The sequence below is a fragment of the Paenibacillus silviterrae genome, from assembly GCF_030167925.1.
GTDB classification, from domain to species: Bacteria; Bacillota; Bacilli; order Paenibacillales; family NBRC-103111; genus Paenibacillus_G; species Paenibacillus_G silviterrae.
Genome location: NZ_JASKUT010000001.1, coordinates 2,874,320 through 2,890,811, shown reverse-complemented (window position 1 = coordinate 2,890,811; position 16,492 = coordinate 2,874,320). Strand labels below are relative to the sequence as shown.

Below are 16,492 nucleotides of genomic sequence, written 5' to 3'. Positions count from 1 at the left end.
TACAGGCATGCCAGCAGTGCCGGAAAAGGATGGACCGCCATGCAAAAATGGTATCAAATTTTTCAGCGAAGCACAGGCCTAAGCCCGTATGTGTGGGTCGTGTTCTATATTTTACCGTTCTACTTCATCTTCCGCTCGTCGTCTCCCTATGAGATAGCGAGCGGAATTGCCATGATTATTTTATTTTTCATATGTTATGTCTTATCCTTCGTGTCCCGCGGCTGGCTCGTTTATTTCTGGACCGGCGTGCAGGTGCTGATCTCGATTGCGATGACTTTGTTGTTCGGATACGTGTATTTTTCCTTGTTTCTGGCGTTTTTTATCGGGAACATTCAGAATCGCGTGGCCTTCTTCACGCTTTATTCCATTCACCTGGTCAGCACCTTCGTCACGATCAATGTGGGGTTTGTCAAGCAAACGTCCGTATTCATTACCCAGCTTCCCTTTGTTCTGGTCTGCTTGATCGCCGTGATTCTTCTTCCCTTCACAACCTATTCGCGAAATAAAAGGGATAAGCTGCAGGGCCAGCTGGAGGATGCGAACAAACGAATCTCCGAGCTGGTGAAGCTGGAGGAGCGGCAAAGGATCGCCCGGGATTTGCACGATACGCTAGGGCAGAAGCTTTCGCTCATCGGGCTGAAGAGTGATTTGGCCGGCAAGCTTCTGACTATGAACCCGAGCGGGGCGCAGCATGAGCTGGACGAGATTCGCCAGACCGCCCGTATTGCGCTCAAGGAGGTCAGGGAGATGGTGACCCAGATGCGCGGTACCCGGCTGGAGGATGAAATGTTCCGCGTTAAGCAGATTCTCAAGGCTGCGGACATTGAATTCACGCTTGACGGAGATCCTCAGCTGCTGAGCACGTCGCTGATGACGGAGAATGTACTCAGCATGTGTCTGAAGGAAGCGATCACCAACGTGGTGAAGCACAGCCAGGCTTCCGAATGCTCCGTCGTCATTCAGCCTTCTGCGAAGGAGCTCGTTTTGCGGGTGAAGGACAACGGGGTAGGTATTGCCGGAGAGACCGTTTGTTTTCGGGGCAACGGATTGAGAGGAATGAGAGAACGGCTGGAGTTCGTAAACGGATGTATGGAGATTGCCGGGGATAACGGGACGACCGTTACCATTACCGTACCGAATGTGCATCAGGCACAGGATAAGGAGGCAGGCACCTTATGATACGTATCGTAATTGCGGAGGATCAGCGCATGCTGCTCGGCGCTCTCGCATCTTTGCTGGAGCTGGAGCCCGATATGACGGTCGTGGGACGTGCCGCGAACGGAGAAGAGGCGGTCAAGCTGGTGAAGCAGCTGAAACCGGACATTTGCATCATGGATATCGAGATGCCGGCCAAGAGCGGATTGGATGCAGCCGAGGAACTGCGCGGGTCCGGCTGCAAAGTGATGATCCTGACGACCTTCGCCCGCCCCGGCTATTTCGAGCGGGCGCTTCGTGCCGGGGCCCACGGCTACCTGCTGAAGGATAGCCCCAGCGAGGAGCTGGCCAGCTCCATCCGCAGCATCATGGCTGGACGGCGCATTTTCGCTCCCGAGCTTGTCGATGACGCTTACGCGGAGGAGAACCCGCTGACGGAGCGGGAGAGAGAAGTTCTCGGGCTGATGGCCGACGGCAAGAATACAAAGGAAATCGCTAGTCAGCTGTATCTCACGACGGGAACGGTGCGGAACTATATTTCCGTGATCCTCGACAAGCTGGATGTGACCAACCGGGTCGAGGCGATCAAGCGGTTTACCGAAAAAGGCTGGTTTAAGTAAAAGCCGGAGCAAGTGTCCATTCGTTGGGCACGGGCTCCGGTTTTTTAACGATAAAGAATGTTTAAGTTGGCTAAAGCTTTAAAGCCCTGCAACATTCTTTACCAAGAAAACCTACCTCTGAAACGCGGTCGCTCATCTTTGAAAGGCCTCGATAGAGGTTTTCTTATTCTCCCGAGGTGACACGGGTCGGCCCGAGCAGGTGAAGCCGCTTGTCAATTGCCGATCCAACGCTGCGAATAAAAAAGGAGACGGAGTCTCTACAAGCTAAGAGCATGTAGGGCTTCAGTCTCCATGAATTCGTTCTTACTTTCCTTCCGCTTCTTCGATTTCCAGGCATGCCATGACGAATGGGGCGAAGCCCTTCGGATCGTCGCGACGGATCGGTTCACTGATGTAGTATTCGAAGGAGCCGTCGCGGTACGGCTTGTTGCCGAGACCGGCTACGCTGCAGATGCCGTTCAGATGCATCGATCCATCCTCGTCCTTCTCGACGTAGCGGTCCAGCAAGCCCTGATGCGCTTTGCGGGCCGCATTCAGCGCCCAACCGCCAAGATAGCCCTTATTGGCGCCTTTGGCCAGCGCACAGGTGAACATGGACGAGCAGGAAGCCTCCAGGTAGTTGCCTTTGCGATACCCTTGATCTACCACTTGATACCAGAGGCCGCTTTCTTCATCCTGGAATTTTACGATCGCTTCCGACAGACGATAGAAGATGCCGATGATGAGGCCGCGCTTCGGATGATCGAGCGGCAGGAAGTCGAGCACATCAACGATAGCCATCACGTACCAGCCTAAGGCGCGTCCCCAGAAATGCGGAGAAAGACCGGTCACGGAGTCCGCCCAGCGCTCTTCCTTGCTCTCATCCCAGCCGTGATAGAGCAGACCGGTGCGAGGGTCGCGGGAGACGCGCTCCATGAGAATGATTTCGTTGGCTACATCGTCATACCAGTGGTGGTCACCGAAGGTATGTGCGTACTGAGCCAGCAGAGGAGAGGTCATGTAGACGCCGTCCAGCCACATTTGGAAAGGATAAATTTTCTTATGCCACAGTCCGCCTTCGCTGGTGCGGGGATGGCTTTTCATTTGTGTCACAAGCAGTTCGATCGCTTTGCGATACTTTTCCTTGCCGGTTTCCGCGTAAAGCACGAATAGGGACTTCCCTTGATTGATCATATCTACGTTGTATTCGTTCAGCTCGTAAGTCGCGATGGAGCCGTCCTCTTGAATGAACAGGTCGTTGTTCTCCTGAATATAACGGAGATATTTGTCGTCCCCCGTACGGCGCCACATCCGTTCGAAGGCTGTCAGGATCGTACCGTTCTCGTAGTTCCAGCAGCGTCTTTTCTGAAAAGGCATGTCCGATACAAGCGGATACTGCTGCATGAAGGATTCGGACATAATGGATGACCATGGCTTATTCGTAGTCAAGAATGTTCCCTCCCAAAGGATCTGTATACCATCATGTTATCGTATCCATTATTGGGAATACAATGCTCCGATGATCACTTTGCGCAACTTCAAATGAGATGATTATCCCGGTTACTCCGTGAAAAATAAGCAACCGCCCCTCGCTCGAAGGACGGCTGCTCGTTTCGTAATTATACGTTGCTGATGTATTGGTTCAGTGTTGCTTTGATCAATTCCAGTCGGCCGGATTGGTTTACGATCGGGTTGTTCTGCAGCGCGTAAGCCTCGAGTGTCTTGAAGTTTGCCTTGCCGGATACGATGTCCGCGCCGATGCCGGACTTGTAGGAAGCGTAGCGTGTATCGAGAATTTGCTCGAATACGCGGTCCTCGATCAGCTTGGCGGCAACCTGCAGGCCTCTTGCAAAAGCATCCATACCGGCGATATGCGCGTAAACGACGTCGATCGGTTCGAAGGACGTACGGCGAACCTTCGCGTCGAAGTTCACGCCGCCGCGGCCGATGCCGCCTTCGTTAAGCAAGATCTCGTACATGGCCAGCGTCGTGGAGTACAGATCTGTCGGGAACTCATCGGTATCCCAGCCGAGCAGCATGTCGCCCTGGTTGGCGTCGATGGAGCCAAGCACTCCGTTGATTCGGGATACGCGGAGCTCGTGCTCGAACGTGTGACCCGCCAGCGTTGCGTGGTTCGCTTCGATATTCAGCTTGAAGTAAGGCAGCAGATCGTATTGGCGCAGGAACGACAGCGTAGTAGCCGCGTCAAAATCGTACTGATGCTTCGAAGGCTCCTTCGGCTTAGGCTCGATCAGGAATTGGGCGTCGAAGCCGATTTCCTTCGCGTAGTCGACCGCCATGTGCAGGAAGCGGGCCAGGTTATCGAGCTCCAAGCCGAGATCAGTGTTGAGCAGCGTTTCGTAGCCCTCGCGGCCGCCCCAAAACACGTAGTTCTCAGCGCCCAGCTCTTTCCCGTGCTCCAGAGCCTTCTTCACCTGCGCCGCGGCGTAGGCGAATACGTCTGCGTTGTTCGAAGTCGATGCGCCGTGTACGAAGCGCGGGTTAGCGAACATGTTGGCCGTATTCCAGAGCAGCTTCTTGCCCGATGCCTTCATGTTGTCTTTAATCAAAGCGACGATGGCGTCGAGGTTCTTGTTTGTTTCTTGCAGCGTATCGCCTTCAGGAGCGATATCGCGGTCATGGAAGGCGAAGTAGTCGACATCCAGAATGTTCAACAGTTCGAAGCAGGCCTCTACACGTGCCTTGGCGAGGTCCATACCGGAAAATTTATCCCAATCCCGGATCGCTGTGCCCGCGCCGAACGGGTCGGAGCCGGAGCCTGTGAATGCGTGCCAGTAAGCAACAGCGAAGCGAAGGTGCTCGCGCATGCTTTTGCCAAGAACGACTTGGTCCGGGTTGTAGTACTTAAAGGAAAGCGGGTTGGTCGATTGTCTGCCTTCAAATTGAATCCTCGATACGTTGCCAAAGTAACTCACAGAGCATCCCTCCGGATATAATGAAATGATGACCGTTCCGCAGCCCGATCGCCGCGGACGAAACGCTTACAAATCCCATTCTAGCATGCTTTGGTTACTTTGTAAATTGATTAAACAAACTTAGTTCGTGCAAAGTGATGTCGATTCATGCTAGAATCGAAGCAAGAATGATAGGCAGAGGGTCGGAGGCAGCAGATGAAGCAAACCGGGGATTTAACTTTGGTAAAACGTATGAATAAATCGATCGTGCTGAATCATATCCGATTTGATTCGCCGATCTCACGCGCGAGAATCGCCGAGCTGACCGGATTGACTAAGGCAACGGTATCGAGTCTGGTGGCGGAATGGATTGAGAGCGGGCTGGTCCGGGAGATCGGGGAAGGCGCCTCGAGCGGGGGGCGCAAGCCGGTGATGCTGGTTTTCGATGCGTCGGCAGCCTATGTGGTTGGAGTCGATCTGGGGACCGATTATGTACTGGCGGTGCTGACGGATTTGAACGGCAATGTGGTGGAGGAGTCCCGCTCGAAGCATGAGAATGAATCGGTCGATGCGGTGATCGATGCGGTGAATGAGAGCATTCGGGAGGTGGCTGGACGCGTGCCGGATAGCCGCTACGGCGTCGTCGGCATCGGCATCGGCATCCCGGGGATCAGCGATGAAGAGGGGAATGTGTTGTTCGCGCCGAATCTCGGCTGGGAGAATGTGCCTCTGCAGCAGCGGATCTCAGAGGAATTCGGCCTGCCGGTCGTGATCGAGAATGAAGCGAACGCCGGAGCTGTCGGGGAACAGCGCTTCGGGGCGGCACAGGACTCGAGCTTCCTCGTGTATGTCAGTATCGGCAGCGGGATCGGCACGGGCATTCTTATCAAGGGTGAGCTGTTCCGCGGCTCCACCGGGTTTTCCGGCGAGCTCGGACATGTAACGATCGAGCATAACGGCAAGCCGTGCCGCTGCGGGAACGCAGGCTGCTGGGAGCTGTATGCCTCGGAGAAGGCGCTTGTGGAGGATGCTCGCAATGCGATCCCCGGCGTCAAAGTGGACGCACTGCTGCAGCTGGCGGCGGATGGAGAGCCCGCAGCAATAGAAGCCTTCGGCAGGCTCGGGCGATATTTAGGAATCGGAATGGTTAACATCATTAATGGTTTTAATCCTGAATCGATTGTGATCGGAGGACGGCTCGCCACAGCGGAGGCTTGGCTAAAGGAGCCGATCCGGGAAGTGATCGAAAGCCGCTCGCTCCCGTATCCGAGAGCATCACTTAAAGTGCAGTTCTCCAGCCTTGGTATGAGGTCTACCGTGCTGGGCGTATGCTCGCTAGCGATCACTCGCTTTTTTGCCGGGGCGACAGCGGAGTAATTTAGGAATAAGACCACGGCGAGTGCTTAAGGGTGGTTATGTCCTTTCCTAGCATACGTTAAGCAACCCAAGCTTGCTTATTATTCTCAAGCGCCTCCGGGTTACGGTAGTTCACATACAATAAGCTCACACCGTGGTCTTATCACACGCGATTGCGGGTACAAGGTGAAATAAGCACATAAGCTTGCTTAATCCCACTTGGCTTGTTTCATCCTTGTCTTGAATCGGGAAGCGTGTAAGAACGAATCCGAGTCGTTCCGGAGGCGGGCCGCAAGAGATCCAGCTGGGCGAGCCTCCGAAGCAGCTTTCCTGCATGATTTCGGCTAACGCGCAGCCGCTGTGCAACCGTTGTCGGGGTTAGGGCTTCGTGATGATATCCTGCGATACGCAGCACTTCTTTTTCCTCCAGTGTTAGCTCCAAAACCGTTTGGCTCTCGCTAAACCAGCATCCCATCATTTGCAGAATCAGCTGTTGGCACCTCCGAGGTTTATCTTTGATTTCATCATAAGCAAATCGCAGCACCTTCCATCCATCTAGGACAAGGTGGTTTTGCCGTGTCAGCTGATCCGCAAACTGCCACCGATTCAAATCGCTATGATGCGCCTTGTAGCCGTCGATTTCGATACAGATCAAATGAACGCCACGAATATAGGCAAAATCCAGATATCGAATGCCATCTTTAAAGTCCGAAACAGGATATTCCGGAAACAGATCATCAAAATCGGCGAATTGCAGGCCACCGCACCCGCTCAAGGAATGCTTTTTCCGCATAACGATGTCCCTCAAGGAGCCTCCTCAATGACTCCCCCGATCTGGATTGCAGCGGAGACTCCATAAATTTTTCATAGCTCGCTTCAAATGACATGAAAACTCCTCCTAAACGGGTCCACAGCACTCAGAGAAAAAGAAAGGACCGCCCTTCTCCTTCCGGAGAGAGCGGTCCGTGTGCTTCACGACCTGTAGTCTTATAGTTCCCATTCTACTATGATAGGCTAATGAAAGCAATCCTACGATGATTTACCCAGCAAGACCACGAAATCCACCGTTATCGCTGTCCCGCAAAGCTGCAGAGCTTTTTGCCGCTGCTGCTCCGTAACCCCCCAGGACAGGGGCGTCATGTCAACTAAGGAGTCGAGCAGCTGAGGGTCTAGGTTCACATGATAGCGAATCTGCCGCACCTCGCTGAGCACAAAATACTTTTGAAATTGCGCGAGGGTATGATCGTTCGAATAGGTTTTCCTAGCGGAGCCATCGTACAGCAAATCTCTAAGCTCCTTCAGGTATTCGCTGCCGGGAATGACCTTAAGCACTGTTCCGCCCGCAGCGGCGATTCTTTGAAATTCCGTATAATTGGCGGGTGAAAGCACATTAAGCACGAAATGAAACTGTCGAGCCGCAAAAGGACAATTCGCGATATCGGCAACAAACCACATCGCGCCTTTATATTCTGCGGCCGCCCGGCTGATACCCTCCTTCGAGAGATCGATTCCGACGGCGAGCGGCGGATGGCACAGATCTCGCTCCAGCTTCATCCGGATGCCGGATAAAAGCGAGCCCTCTCCGCATCCGGCATCCAGAATCGCCAAAGGATGCACCGGCGAATGGCTGCCGCGGATGCACTCGACTAGGGCTTGGCTCAACGGCTCGAAGAAGCCGCTCTCAGCTATCCTTCTTCTGGAGTCAAACAGACGCTTATCATATTTGGATTGCATGGTTCGATTCAGTAGGTTGACGTACCCCAGCTTAGAGATATCAAAGCAGTGCCGGCTTCCGCAAACGATACTGCGCGATTCGACCGTATGCATCGGACCAAAGCATAAGGGACAACGTAAAACCCCGCTATGATGAGCCAGCAGGTCGACAAGACTCGCCTGGCTTTTCTTGTTGGACACAATAAATACACCCCATTCATTCGGATTCGGTGAATGAAAAAAGGCGCAGTCAAATAAACCCTCAAGCCGTAATTAAAAAAACGGATGGGGCCGCTGATCTGCACCTTACATTACCTGTACCGAATGAATTGGATGATCATGGCGGGCAATACTCCTAACGACAATTTTGCAAAGCCAGTTTATTATAGCACAGCAACCGGCGCCTGTCCCATTTCGCCGAAGCATATTCCGCCTGGGGGCTTCCTGTGGTATGCTGGAAGCTACACGCCCGCAGCGCTGCTGTGAGGCAGGAAGGAGCCGGGTGACGTATGCTTAGAAATTCACCGTATCTCTTGTTAATGCTGGCAACCTGTATTTGGGGAGGCAATTTTGTCGCGGGAAAGGCGCTGGTCACCCTGATGCCGCCCTTGACCATGGCTGCCGTACGCTGGGGAATCGCCTTTCTGTGCCTGCTCCCGTTTTTCGGGAAGATGACCTGGGCGATGCGATCCGAATGGCTGAGGCATTGGAGGATGCTCGTGTTTTTATCCGTAACGGGAGTCGTCGGCTTTAACAGCCTTACGTATGTAGCGGTGCAGTATACCGGCTCCATCAACGCTTCCTTGATGAATGCGGCGACCCCGATTTTCGTACTTATCCTATCATCCTTCGTACTTAAGGAAAGCATAGCCTGGTCGGCCTTACCCGGCATCGCGGTTTCCATTGCAGGGGTAGCATGGATCATCGGACGCGGCAGCCTGGATGCCGTACTTGGACTTACCGTCAACCGGGGAGATCTCTGGATGCTGCTAGCGGTGCTTTGCTGGTCCTTATATTCCGTCGGTATGAAGAAGGCAGCCGGGCGATTCCCTGCAACGCCGCTGCTTTTTGCACAGATCGCCATTGCGTTACTGCTCCTGCTCCCCATTTCGGCAGCAGAGCTGCTTATTCGCACCCCTGACATACGCTGGAGTCCCTCCCTCGGAGCCGGACTGCTCTACATCGGCTTATTTGCTTCGATCGTGGCTTTCCTGTCGTGGAACCGGGCGATCGAGCTGATCGGTCCGCAGCGGTGCTCGGGCTTCCTGAACCTGATACCGCTCTTCAGCGCCTTATTCGCTACCGCCTTCACGGAGGAGACCATCCGCTGGTATCATCTGCTCGGCGCGGCTCTAATCGTCTCGGGCGTTTACCTGGCGAACCGTGCCATTCGAGCGGTCCAGCACAAACAAAAAGCTTAGTTAGAGAGCTTATGCTTTCTAACTAAGCTTTTCGGTTTAATGAAACAAATAACGAATGACACGGAACGTTTTCTTGCCGCCGGGAATTCGCATCAGCCAAACCGGTCTGCGGCTTCGTGCCGTCTTCGCCGTGCGCTCCAGGAATTGGCCGAGCGTCATTGATTCTTTGGTCATCCTGATCACCTCTCGCCTAGGGTAGTATACTTAAGAGCCTATGTCGAAAAGGCGTTGTCCTATGTCAATTTTTCGGCTTACAGCTGAAAATAACGGATCGATTCTTTAAGATCCTCGGCGAGCTCGGCCAGCTGAGCCGCGTTCCGCGAGATTTGCTCCATGGAAGCAAGCTGCTCCTCCGAGGCGGTTGCCACGCTCTGGGCGTTGCTGCTGGAGGAACGGGCAATGCCGGCCGTTGCCGCAACGGAAGCGGACACTTCTTCGGTGCCTGCGGCGATTTGCTGAGAAGCGGCCGACACTTCCTGAATATCCGTGTTCAGCTGCTCGACAGAGCGAGCAATCTGCTGAAAGCTTCTGCCGGATTCCCCCGTCAGCTCCAGACCGGCCGTCACTTGGCGGCTGACGCCTTCCATCGCCTCCACAGCCGCTGCCGCTCCTTCCAGCATATGCACAATCAGCCCGCTAATCCGGTTCACGGATGCCTCAGACTGGGCGGAAAGCTTCTTGACTTCCCCGGCCACTACGGCGAAGCCCTTACCATGCTCTCCGGCGCGAGCCGCTTCAATCGAAGCGTTCAGAGCCAGCAAGTTGGTTTGATAAGCAATGTCGTTGATCAAGGACAAGATACCGCTAATCTCCTCCGATCGCTGTCCCAGCGCGCGAATGGACTGCAAGGTGGCTTCAGAGGCATCGGCAATCGCCTTCATCTGCCGCTCCACCTCACTGATCGCTTGAACTCCTTGTACCGCTCCCTGTGTCGTCTCCATGGATTGGGCCGCCATGCCTGCAGCGGTTTCGGAAATTTTACCGATCGCAGCGGCCATCTCTTCCATGGCCCGGGCGGTTTCTTCGGTGGCGGCCGTCTGCTCCTGCGCACCGGATGCGACCTCTTCAATCGAAGAGGAAATTTGCAGAGCGGAGGCGGTCGTTTGAGAAGCGCCGCTCGACAGCTCCTTGGAGAGGGCGGAGACGCTTTCGGAGGCTTCGGCTGATCTCGCAATGGTGCTTTGCAGCTGGCCGACCATCCGGTTTAAGGCCTCGCAGAGGTCGCCCACCTCATCCTTGCTCTTCGACTGCATCGGCTGGAGGTGGAGCTTGCCCGCAGCGATCTGTACGATCCCTTGGGTTACCTCCCGAAGCGGACGAGCCAGCCGAATTAAGAAAAAGTAGCTAATCCCGGCGGCAATAAGTATCCCCAAGGCGATACTGCTATAAATCATGCGGTCGCTTTCTTCATGAGCTTGATAGGCTTCCATGGCGGAAATCTCCGAGCCCTTGCGATTGAATTCGATCAGGGCTTGTATATGAGGCTGCATTTGATTGAATATTTTTTGACCGTTGGATAGTAAATAGTTGGATTCGGCCGCGTTCTTCGCTTTATTGGCTACCAGCGTTTTCTGGGTATTCTTCATGAATTCCGCCCAGTGGTTCTGTACCGCTTTAAAGTCAGCCGCTTCCTCTTCCGTTGATACGCGGTCGCTATACTGCTTCAATGCGGCATCGATCCGGTCGTAGCCTGCAGCGATTTGTTCCTCCAGCGACTTAATCTTTCCGGGGTCCTGCTCCTCCCTATGCTGATACAGCAGATTGGTTACGTGCTCCGTGCTGTAATTCACCTCGTGCATCAGCTGGATACCCGGAAGCCATACGGATACGGGCCGTTCGGAGCGAATCTGGATATAGTCCATCCGATTCAATGAGAATAGTCCTGTCGCTAGGGTGATGAGCAGCATCCCCGCAAACCCAGCGACCAGCTTGACACTAACTGTCCAACGCATCGACATCATCCTTGTATGTAAAATAAAAAACCGTAATCTATATCGGACTTCTATCGTCTGATCATAAATTTTATGTAAAATATTAACACAGGTAAATGGTGGTAGACAGCTGCTGAAGGATCGTGCTATCATAACTAGACTTTCAATTTCATAGGTTCGAAGCGTAGGTGACAGGCTGCAGGCAATGTATGATGCCGTCTGTCTTAAAAGGGAAGCCGGTGTAATTCCGGCACGGTCCCGCCACTGTAAGCGAGGAGCCGATCTGCATTTTGGTGTCACTGTCGACTTAGGTCGATGGGAAGGCCGCAGAGAAGCGACGATCCGCAAGTCAGGAGACCTGCCTGCGTTGTTAAGTCACCGAATTGGCCGAACAGGCCAACTAATAACCTACGCGGATAGGGGGTGTCGAACGCGCTTACGGGGCAGCTGTACAGCTTTTCTCTTTGCTTTGGTTTGGCTTATTACGTCAATGGGACGTATGGAACCGGACAGGGCTTACTTAGGAGAGCTGGAAGAAATCACGTACGAGGTTCGGGCATCTTCCATGGGAGGATGCCTTTTTTGTTGTATCTGCATTTTGATGAAAAACGGAGGTTGGAAAGCATGGAAATGGTGATGGTTCCCTTAACGATGGTGATTCTCGGGCTTCGGCACGGGTTCGATTCCGATCATATTGCGGCGATTGCGGATATGGTCGGTACGGAAACAGGAAAGTTTCGGCGAATGGTGGGTTTGGGACTGACGTATGCACTAGGGCACGGCTTGATTGTTCTAGCGGTAGGTTTGCTTGTCTTATATGCAGGCTCCAGCTTGCCCGAGTCACTGCTCGGCATTATGGAATCGCTCGTCGGCGTCAGCTTGGTGGTCCTCGGCTTGGTGCTCGTGGCCGTCACGATTAAGCAGCGGCGGGAGGGTGTTTACATAAGTCGGTTGAAGCTCGCCGAGGGTATCATCCGGAAGCTGACGGGACGCAGGGAACGGACGGAGGCAAGTCTGAAGAGGTACGGATTGGCGGGAGCTTTCGTCATAGGCATCCTTCACGGCATTGGGGCCGAAACGCCGACGCAGGTCGCGTTGATTTCCTCCGCAGCCAGCCTTAGCGATATAGCCGGAGCCGCACTGCAAATCATACTGTTTACGGTAGGACTGCTTGCGGCAACAGCGCTCATCACGCTTTTTGCTTCATGGGGCTTTACGATGGTCCGGCTGTACCGCAGGGTGCTGCTGGGACTTGGCTTGCTGACCGGCGGGTACAGCTTGTACTTGGGCGGCTCGATGCTTTGGAACGGATAGCGGCATTGAAGAAGGGAGCGGTTCAGGATGAAAGATCAAGGAAAGCTGCTTGTCATCGGCTTCGGACCGGGCAGCTTCGAGCATATTACGAAGCGGGCGCGCGAAGCGATTGAAGAGAGTGATGTCATCATCGGCTATAACACGTATGTTGATTTGATCCGCGGGCTGCTAAGTCACCAGCAGGTGGTGCGAACCGGGATGACCGAAGAGGTGAGCAGAGCTCAGGAGGCGGTTCGGCAAGCGGAAGCCGGCAAGAAGGTGGCCGTCATTTCCAGCGGGGATGCAGGTGTGTACGGGATGGCGGGTTTGGTCTATGAGGTGCTGATGGAGAAGGGCTGGCGGCGCGGAGAAGGCGTAGAGGTGGAGATCATTCCGGGCATATCGGCGATCAACTCGACGGCTTCCCTGTTAGGAGCTCCCGTCATGCATGACGCATGCACAATCAGCTTAAGCGATCATTTGACCCCTTGGGAGACGATTCGAAAAAGGGTGGAGGCAGCGGCGGCGGCGGACTTTGTCATCGCACTGTACAACCCTCGGAGCGGCCGAAGGACACGGCAGATTGTGGAGACGCAGGCGATTGTGCTGCGGCATCGGCCGCCGGAAACGCCGGTCGGGATCGTAAAGAGCGCATACCGCGACCGCGAGGAAGTCGTGCTGACTACGCTGGGCGGCATGCTGGAGCACGACATCGGCATGCTGACCACGGTCATTATCGGGAACTCCACGACCGTTGTGTACGAGGGGCTCATGATCACCCCGCGCGGATACCAACGCAAATATACTCTGAATGCGGAGGTACAGCCCCTTCGGCCAAGCGAACGACTGCAAGTGAAAGCGGAGCCTTGGTCATTGGAGGCTTCGATAAGCCAAGAACCGCGCGGTGGAGAAGTACGCTTGCCGACGCTCGAGCTTGCGCTTGAAGCGCTGCAGCGGGTGGACACGGCTCGGACGTCTACTGTACCGGCGCTGTTCCGGCAGGAACAGATTCTTGAGTTCTATGTGAGCCCCGGGCTGGCGAACAAGAAGCTGTCCGCGTCGCAGCTGGTGGCCTTGGCCAAGCTGGTCGGGGAGCAGGGGACGCTGGAGTATACCCCGCATCATCGTCTGCTCGTGAGGCTTGCCACGGACGAGCCTGAGCGTGTCAAGGAACGGCTGGCGGCGGAAGGGCTGCTGCTGGAGCCGGCAGGGGACGTGGTACAGGTGAAGGCGTGCGATTTTTGCGACATGGAGAAGGCGGAATCCGTCCCGCAGCTGGAAGAACTGCAGCGCCGAATCGGCGGGCAGCGCGTACCGAAGGAGCTGAAGCTCGGCTTCAACGGCTGCGGCATGGCCTGCTACGGGGCGGTCAAGGAAGATATCGGCATTGTGTACCGCAAGGAGAGGTTCGACTTGTTCCTTGGGGCAAAGACCGTAGGTCGCAATGCTCATGCGGCGCAGCCGGTGGCGGAAGGGCTGACGCCGGAGCAGCTGGTCGAAACCGTGGAACGGATCGTCCGGACCTATGCGCAGCAGGGACATCCGAACGAGCGGTTCCATAAATATTTTAGCCGGGTGAAGGAAGTGGAAGGGTACCGCTATGAAGCACCGCAAATAGCCCGGATCGAGAATGCGGCCTGCGGCGATTAAGGCTTTGTTAGGACAATGAGCAAGAGGAGGAGCGGGAATGAACGCTGTTTTATTTGTGGGACACGGAAGCCGGGATTCGGAAGGAAACGACGAGGTTCGAGCCTTCGTCGAGTCGATCGGGGAGCGTACGGGTCAGCCGATCGTCGAGACGTGCTTTCTTGAATTCGAGCCGCCCACGGTCGGAGCAGGCATCGAACGCTGTGTCGAGCGCGGTGCTACGCACATCGTGGTGATTCCGATCATGCTTTTCTCGGCGGGACATGCGAAGCTGCACATTCCGGCGATGATCGACGAAGCGAAGCGGCATTATCCGAGTGTCCGCTTTACATACGCACGGCCTGTCGGCGTGCACGAGCAGGTGCTGGAGATTCTGGCCTCCAGGCTGGAGGCGGCGGGCATGCATGTGAAGCAGAAGGAGGAGGACACGGCAATTCTGCTGGTAGGCCGCGGGAGCAGCGATGCGGATGCGAACAGCGACTTGTACAAAATATCGCGGCTCCTGTGGGAGCGAATGCGCGTGAAATGGGTGGAGCCGGCCTTTATCGGCGTTACGTCGCCGCTTGTGGAGGAGGCGGTAGAGCGCTGCTTGCGGCTGGGGGCGAAGCGCGTAATGATCTTGCCTTACTTCCTGTTTACCGGCGTCCTGATCAAGCGGATGGAGGGGCTGGCTCAGGAGTATGCGGCTCTGCATCCGGGCGTTCGTTTTGATCTTGCCGAGTACTTCGGCTTTCATCCGCTGCTTCGGTCCATTCTGCTGGAGCGGGTACAGGAGGCGCTGCTCGGTGAAGTGAAGATGAGCTGCGATATGTGCGTGTATCGAATTGAGGCTGCAAAGCATCACGAGCATCACCATGACCACCATCACGATCATCACCACGACCATCATCACCACGATCATCACGATCACGATCACGATCAAGATCACGATCACGATCACCAGCACGATCATCGCCACCACGACCATGACCATTCGCATGGACATGCGCACGGCCGCATTTCCGGGAAAGAGGAGGTATCCTGATGCTTCTGGTTTTAGCAGGAACCGGCGATGCCAGAGAGCTGGCGCTTCGCCTTCGGCAGGCGGAGTACCCGCTCCTTACGACCGTTGTCACGGAGAGCGCGGCCCAAAGCATGCGGGAGGTCGAGCTGCCGGTGCGGGTGGGGCGCCTCCAGGCCGAGGAAATGGCGGCGCTGATACGCGATAACGGCATGAAGGCAGTGGTCGACGCGAGCCATCCGTTCGCTGAAGAGGCCTCCCGCAATGCCAAGGCAGCGGCGGAGATGGCCGGGGTCCCGTATTTGCGGTACGAGCGGGCCGGAGGCAACATCGGGAAGCATCCGCTGCTCACGATGGCGGACGACTACGAGCAGGCGGCGGAGCTGGCGGCAAGCAGAAGAGGCGTGATCATGCTGACGACAGGAAGCAAAACGCTGCACATTTTCGCCAAACGCCTGCTTGGCTTGGAGGCTACGACGCTTATCGCGAGAATGCTGCCCCGGAAGGACAACATGGAGAAGTGCGAGGAGCTGGGGCTGCCGCAGCGCAACATCGTTGCGATGCAGGGGCCTTTTTCCAAGGAGCTGAATCAGGCGTTATACCGGCACTTCGGCGTGACGCTCATGATTACGAAGGAGAGCGGCAAGGAGGGCGCGGTCGACGAAAAGCTGCAGGCGGCGATGGAAATGGGCATCGAAACCATCGTGATCGGGCGTCCGGACATCGAATACGGAGCTGTATTCTCTTCCTTCGATGGCCTGCTGGAGGAGCTGGAGAATCATAGAAATCGATGGGAGGCGCAGTGAGAATGGATTTTCATACGGAGTTTAAGCCGCTGACGGTACAGCCGCAGGAAATTGAGGAACTCAGCTTCGAGATGATTACGGAGGAGCTTGGACCGCATGATTTTACCGAGGAGCAGTATCCGGTCGTCCAACGGGTCATTCATGCGTCGGCCGACTTCGAGCTGGGCCGCAGCCTGCGCTTTCATCCGGATGCGGTGAGGGCAGGGGTCGAAGCCATTCGCAGCGGACGCATCGTCGTAGCGGATGTGCAGATGGTGCAGGTCGGCATCAGCAAGCCGAGATTGGCCCAGTTCGGCGGCGAAGTGAAGGTATACATTTCGGACAGCGATGTGATGGAGGAAGCCAAGCGGCTGAATACGACGAGAGCGATCATCTCCATGCGCAAGGCCGCCCGCGAAGCCGACGGGGCCATCTATGCCATCGGCAACGCGCCGACGGCACTGCTGGAGCTGATCCGCATGGTGAAGGAAGGCGAAGCCAGACCGAGTTTGATTGTCGGTGTACCAGTCGGCTTCGTCTCGGCGGCGGAGTCCAAGGATGAGCTGCTCAAGCTGGATATTCCCTTCATCACCAATATCGGCAGGAAGGGCGGAAGCCCGGTTGCCGTAGCGGCAGTCAATGCACTCTCCTTACTGGCAGTGAGATAGCAGGGGGGA

The 16,492-nt window shown here is 55.4% G+C and carries 16 protein-coding genes and 1 riboswitch; of the genes, 10 read left to right on the top strand and 6 right to left on the bottom strand.

Annotation, left to right across the window (positions count from 1 at the left end):
* Positions 1-39: 39 nt before the first annotated feature.
* Positions 40-1,179, top strand: coding sequence for a sensor histidine kinase (locus QMO62_RS13250; RefSeq protein ID WP_284641508.1), 1,140 nt, complete (start codon positions 40-42; stop codon positions 1,177-1,179).
* Positions 1,176-1,775 carry a response regulator transcription factor gene (locus QMO62_RS13245; protein ID WP_284641506.1) on the top strand — a complete coding sequence of 200 codons (600 nt, stop codon included), beginning with the start codon at positions 1,176-1,178 and terminating at the stop codon, positions 1,773-1,775. Before QMO62_RS13250 ends, QMO62_RS13245 begins: the two co-directional genes overlap by 4 nt.
* A gap of 303 nt (positions 1,776-2,078) precedes the next feature.
* Here the strand turns inward: QMO62_RS13245 and QMO62_RS13240 are convergent, their stop codons facing one another.
* Positions 2,079-3,173, bottom strand: coding sequence for a glycoside hydrolase family 88/105 protein (locus tag QMO62_RS13240; protein ID WP_372516718.1), 1,095 nt, complete (start codon positions 3,171-3,173; stop codon positions 2,079-2,081).
* Positions 3,174-3,373: 200 nt separating this feature from the next.
* Entirely contained in the window at positions 3,374-4,690 is a 1,317-nt protein-coding gene (gene xylA / locus QMO62_RS13235; protein ID WP_284641502.1) for a xylose isomerase, read from the bottom strand.
* 195 nt (positions 4,691-4,885) lie between these two features.
* Between xylA and QMO62_RS13230 the strand changes: the two genes are divergently transcribed.
* The gene (locus QMO62_RS13230; RefSeq protein WP_284641500.1) at positions 4,886-6,046 is read left to right on the top strand and encodes an ROK family transcriptional regulator; all 1,161 of its coding nucleotides are present in this window, start codon (positions 4,886-4,888) and stop codon (positions 6,044-6,046) included.
* A 208-nt stretch (positions 6,047-6,254) separates the two neighbouring features.
* Here the strand turns inward: QMO62_RS13230 and QMO62_RS13225 are convergent, their stop codons facing one another.
* Both QMO62_RS13225 and QMO62_RS13220 read right to left on the bottom strand, forming a co-directional pair.
* On the bottom strand, positions 6,255-6,818 hold the full coding sequence (locus QMO62_RS13225) for a DUF559 domain-containing protein (RefSeq protein WP_284641498.1): 564 nt from the start codon (positions 6,816-6,818) through the stop codon (positions 6,255-6,257).
* A 236-nt stretch (positions 6,819-7,054) separates the two neighbouring features.
* Positions 7,055-7,939, bottom strand: a complete 885-nt coding sequence (locus QMO62_RS13220) for a putative RNA methyltransferase (RefSeq protein WP_284641496.1) — start codon at positions 7,937-7,939, stop codon at positions 7,055-7,057.
* A 123-nt stretch (positions 7,940-8,062) separates the two neighbouring features.
* Between QMO62_RS13220 and QMO62_RS13215 the strand changes: the two genes are divergently transcribed.
* Positions 8,063-8,224, top strand: a complete 162-nt coding sequence (locus tag QMO62_RS13215) for a hypothetical protein (protein WP_284641494.1) — start codon at positions 8,063-8,065, stop codon at positions 8,222-8,224.
* A 23-nt stretch (positions 8,225-8,247) separates the two neighbouring features.
* On the top strand, positions 8,248-9,159 hold the full coding sequence (locus QMO62_RS13210; RefSeq protein ID WP_284641492.1) for a DMT family transporter: 912 nt from the start codon (positions 8,248-8,250) through the stop codon (positions 9,157-9,159).
* A 36-nt stretch (positions 9,160-9,195) separates the two neighbouring features.
* Here the strand turns inward: QMO62_RS13210 and QMO62_RS13205 are convergent, their stop codons facing one another.
* Both QMO62_RS13205 and QMO62_RS13200 read right to left on the bottom strand, forming a co-directional pair.
* A complete protein-coding gene (locus QMO62_RS13205; RefSeq protein ID WP_284641490.1) occupies positions 9,196-9,333 on the bottom strand; it encodes a hypothetical protein in 138 nt (45 codons plus the stop codon).
* Between the two features lie 77 nt (positions 9,334-9,410).
* Complete coding sequence (locus QMO62_RS13200; protein ID WP_284641488.1) at positions 9,411-11,111, bottom strand: methyl-accepting chemotaxis protein; 1,701 nt, start codon at positions 11,109-11,111, stop codon at positions 9,411-9,413.
* 148 nt (positions 11,112-11,259) lie between these two features.
* Positions 11,260-11,470, top strand: a riboswitch (cobalamin riboswitch).
* 244 nt (positions 11,471-11,714) lie between these two features.
* On the opposite strand from QMO62_RS13200, the gene QMO62_RS13195 reads away from it, so the two are divergent.
* The 5 genes from QMO62_RS13195 to QMO62_RS13175 are packed head-to-tail and all read left to right on the top strand — an operon-like array spanning position 11,715 to position 16,483.
* Positions 11,715-12,404 carry a HoxN/HupN/NixA family nickel/cobalt transporter gene (locus QMO62_RS13195; RefSeq protein ID WP_284641486.1) on the top strand — a complete coding sequence of 230 codons (690 nt, stop codon included), beginning with the start codon at positions 11,715-11,717 and terminating at the stop codon, positions 12,402-12,404.
* Between the two features lie 27 nt (positions 12,405-12,431).
* Entirely contained in the window at positions 12,432-14,033 is a 1,602-nt protein-coding gene (gene cobJ, locus QMO62_RS13190) for a precorrin-3B C(17)-methyltransferase (protein WP_284641484.1), read from the top strand.
* A 37-nt stretch (positions 14,034-14,070) separates the two neighbouring features.
* The gene (locus QMO62_RS13185) at positions 14,071-15,054 is read left to right on the top strand and encodes a sirohydrochlorin chelatase (protein ID WP_284641482.1); all 984 of its coding nucleotides are present in this window, start codon (positions 14,071-14,073) and stop codon (positions 15,052-15,054) included.
* Entirely contained in the window at positions 15,054-15,836 is a 783-nt protein-coding gene (gene cobK / locus QMO62_RS13180; RefSeq protein ID WP_284641480.1) for a precorrin-6A reductase, read from the top strand. Before QMO62_RS13185 ends, cobK begins: the two co-directional genes overlap by 1 nt.
* 2 nt (positions 15,837-15,838) lie before the next feature.
* On the top strand, positions 15,839-16,483 hold the full coding sequence (locus QMO62_RS13175; RefSeq protein ID WP_284641478.1) for a precorrin-8X methylmutase: 645 nt from the start codon (positions 15,839-15,841) through the stop codon (positions 16,481-16,483).
* The last annotated feature ends 9 nt before the right edge of the window (positions 16,484-16,492 follow it).

Bases quoted from the DNA above. Each gene is read 5' to 3' on its own strand.
- QMO62_RS13250 (WP_284641508.1), top strand. From the start codon at position 40: ATGCAAAAATGGTATCAAATTTTTCAGCGAAGCACAGGCCTAAGCCCG.
- QMO62_RS13245 (WP_284641506.1), top strand. From the start codon at position 1,176: ATGATACGTATCGTAATTGCGGAGGATCAGCGCATGCTGCTCGGCGCT.
- QMO62_RS13240 (WP_372516718.1), bottom strand. From the start codon at position 3,173: ATGTCCGAATCCTTCATGCAGCAGTATCCGCTTGTATCGGACATGCCT.
- QMO62_RS13230 (WP_284641500.1), top strand. From the start codon at position 4,886: ATGAAGCAAACCGGGGATTTAACTTTGGTAAAACGTATGAATAAATCG.
- QMO62_RS13225 (WP_284641498.1), bottom strand. From the start codon at position 6,818: ATGCGGAAAAAGCATTCCTTGAGCGGGTGCGGTGGCCTGCAATTCGCC.
- QMO62_RS13215 (WP_284641494.1), top strand. From the start codon at position 8,063: ATGAATTGGATGATCATGGCGGGCAATACTCCTAACGACAATTTTGCA.
- QMO62_RS13210 (WP_284641492.1), top strand. From the start codon at position 8,248: ATGCTTAGAAATTCACCGTATCTCTTGTTAATGCTGGCAACCTGTATT.
- QMO62_RS13205 (WP_284641490.1), bottom strand. From the start codon at position 9,333: ATGACCAAAGAATCAATGACGCTCGGCCAATTCCTGGAGCGCACGGCG.
- QMO62_RS13200 (WP_284641488.1), bottom strand. From the start codon at position 11,111: ATGCGTTGGACAGTTAGTGTCAAGCTGGTCGCTGGGTTTGCGGGGATG.
- QMO62_RS13195 (WP_284641486.1), top strand. From the start codon at position 11,715: ATGGAAATGGTGATGGTTCCCTTAACGATGGTGATTCTCGGGCTTCGG.
- cobJ (WP_284641484.1), top strand. From the start codon at position 12,432: ATGAAAGATCAAGGAAAGCTGCTTGTCATCGGCTTCGGACCGGGCAGC.
- QMO62_RS13185 (WP_284641482.1), top strand. From the start codon at position 14,071: ATGAACGCTGTTTTATTTGTGGGACACGGAAGCCGGGATTCGGAAGGA.
- cobK (WP_284641480.1), top strand. From the start codon at position 15,054: ATGCTTCTGGTTTTAGCAGGAACCGGCGATGCCAGAGAGCTGGCGCTT.
- QMO62_RS13175 (WP_284641478.1), top strand. From the start codon at position 15,839: ATGGATTTTCATACGGAGTTTAAGCCGCTGACGGTACAGCCGCAGGAA.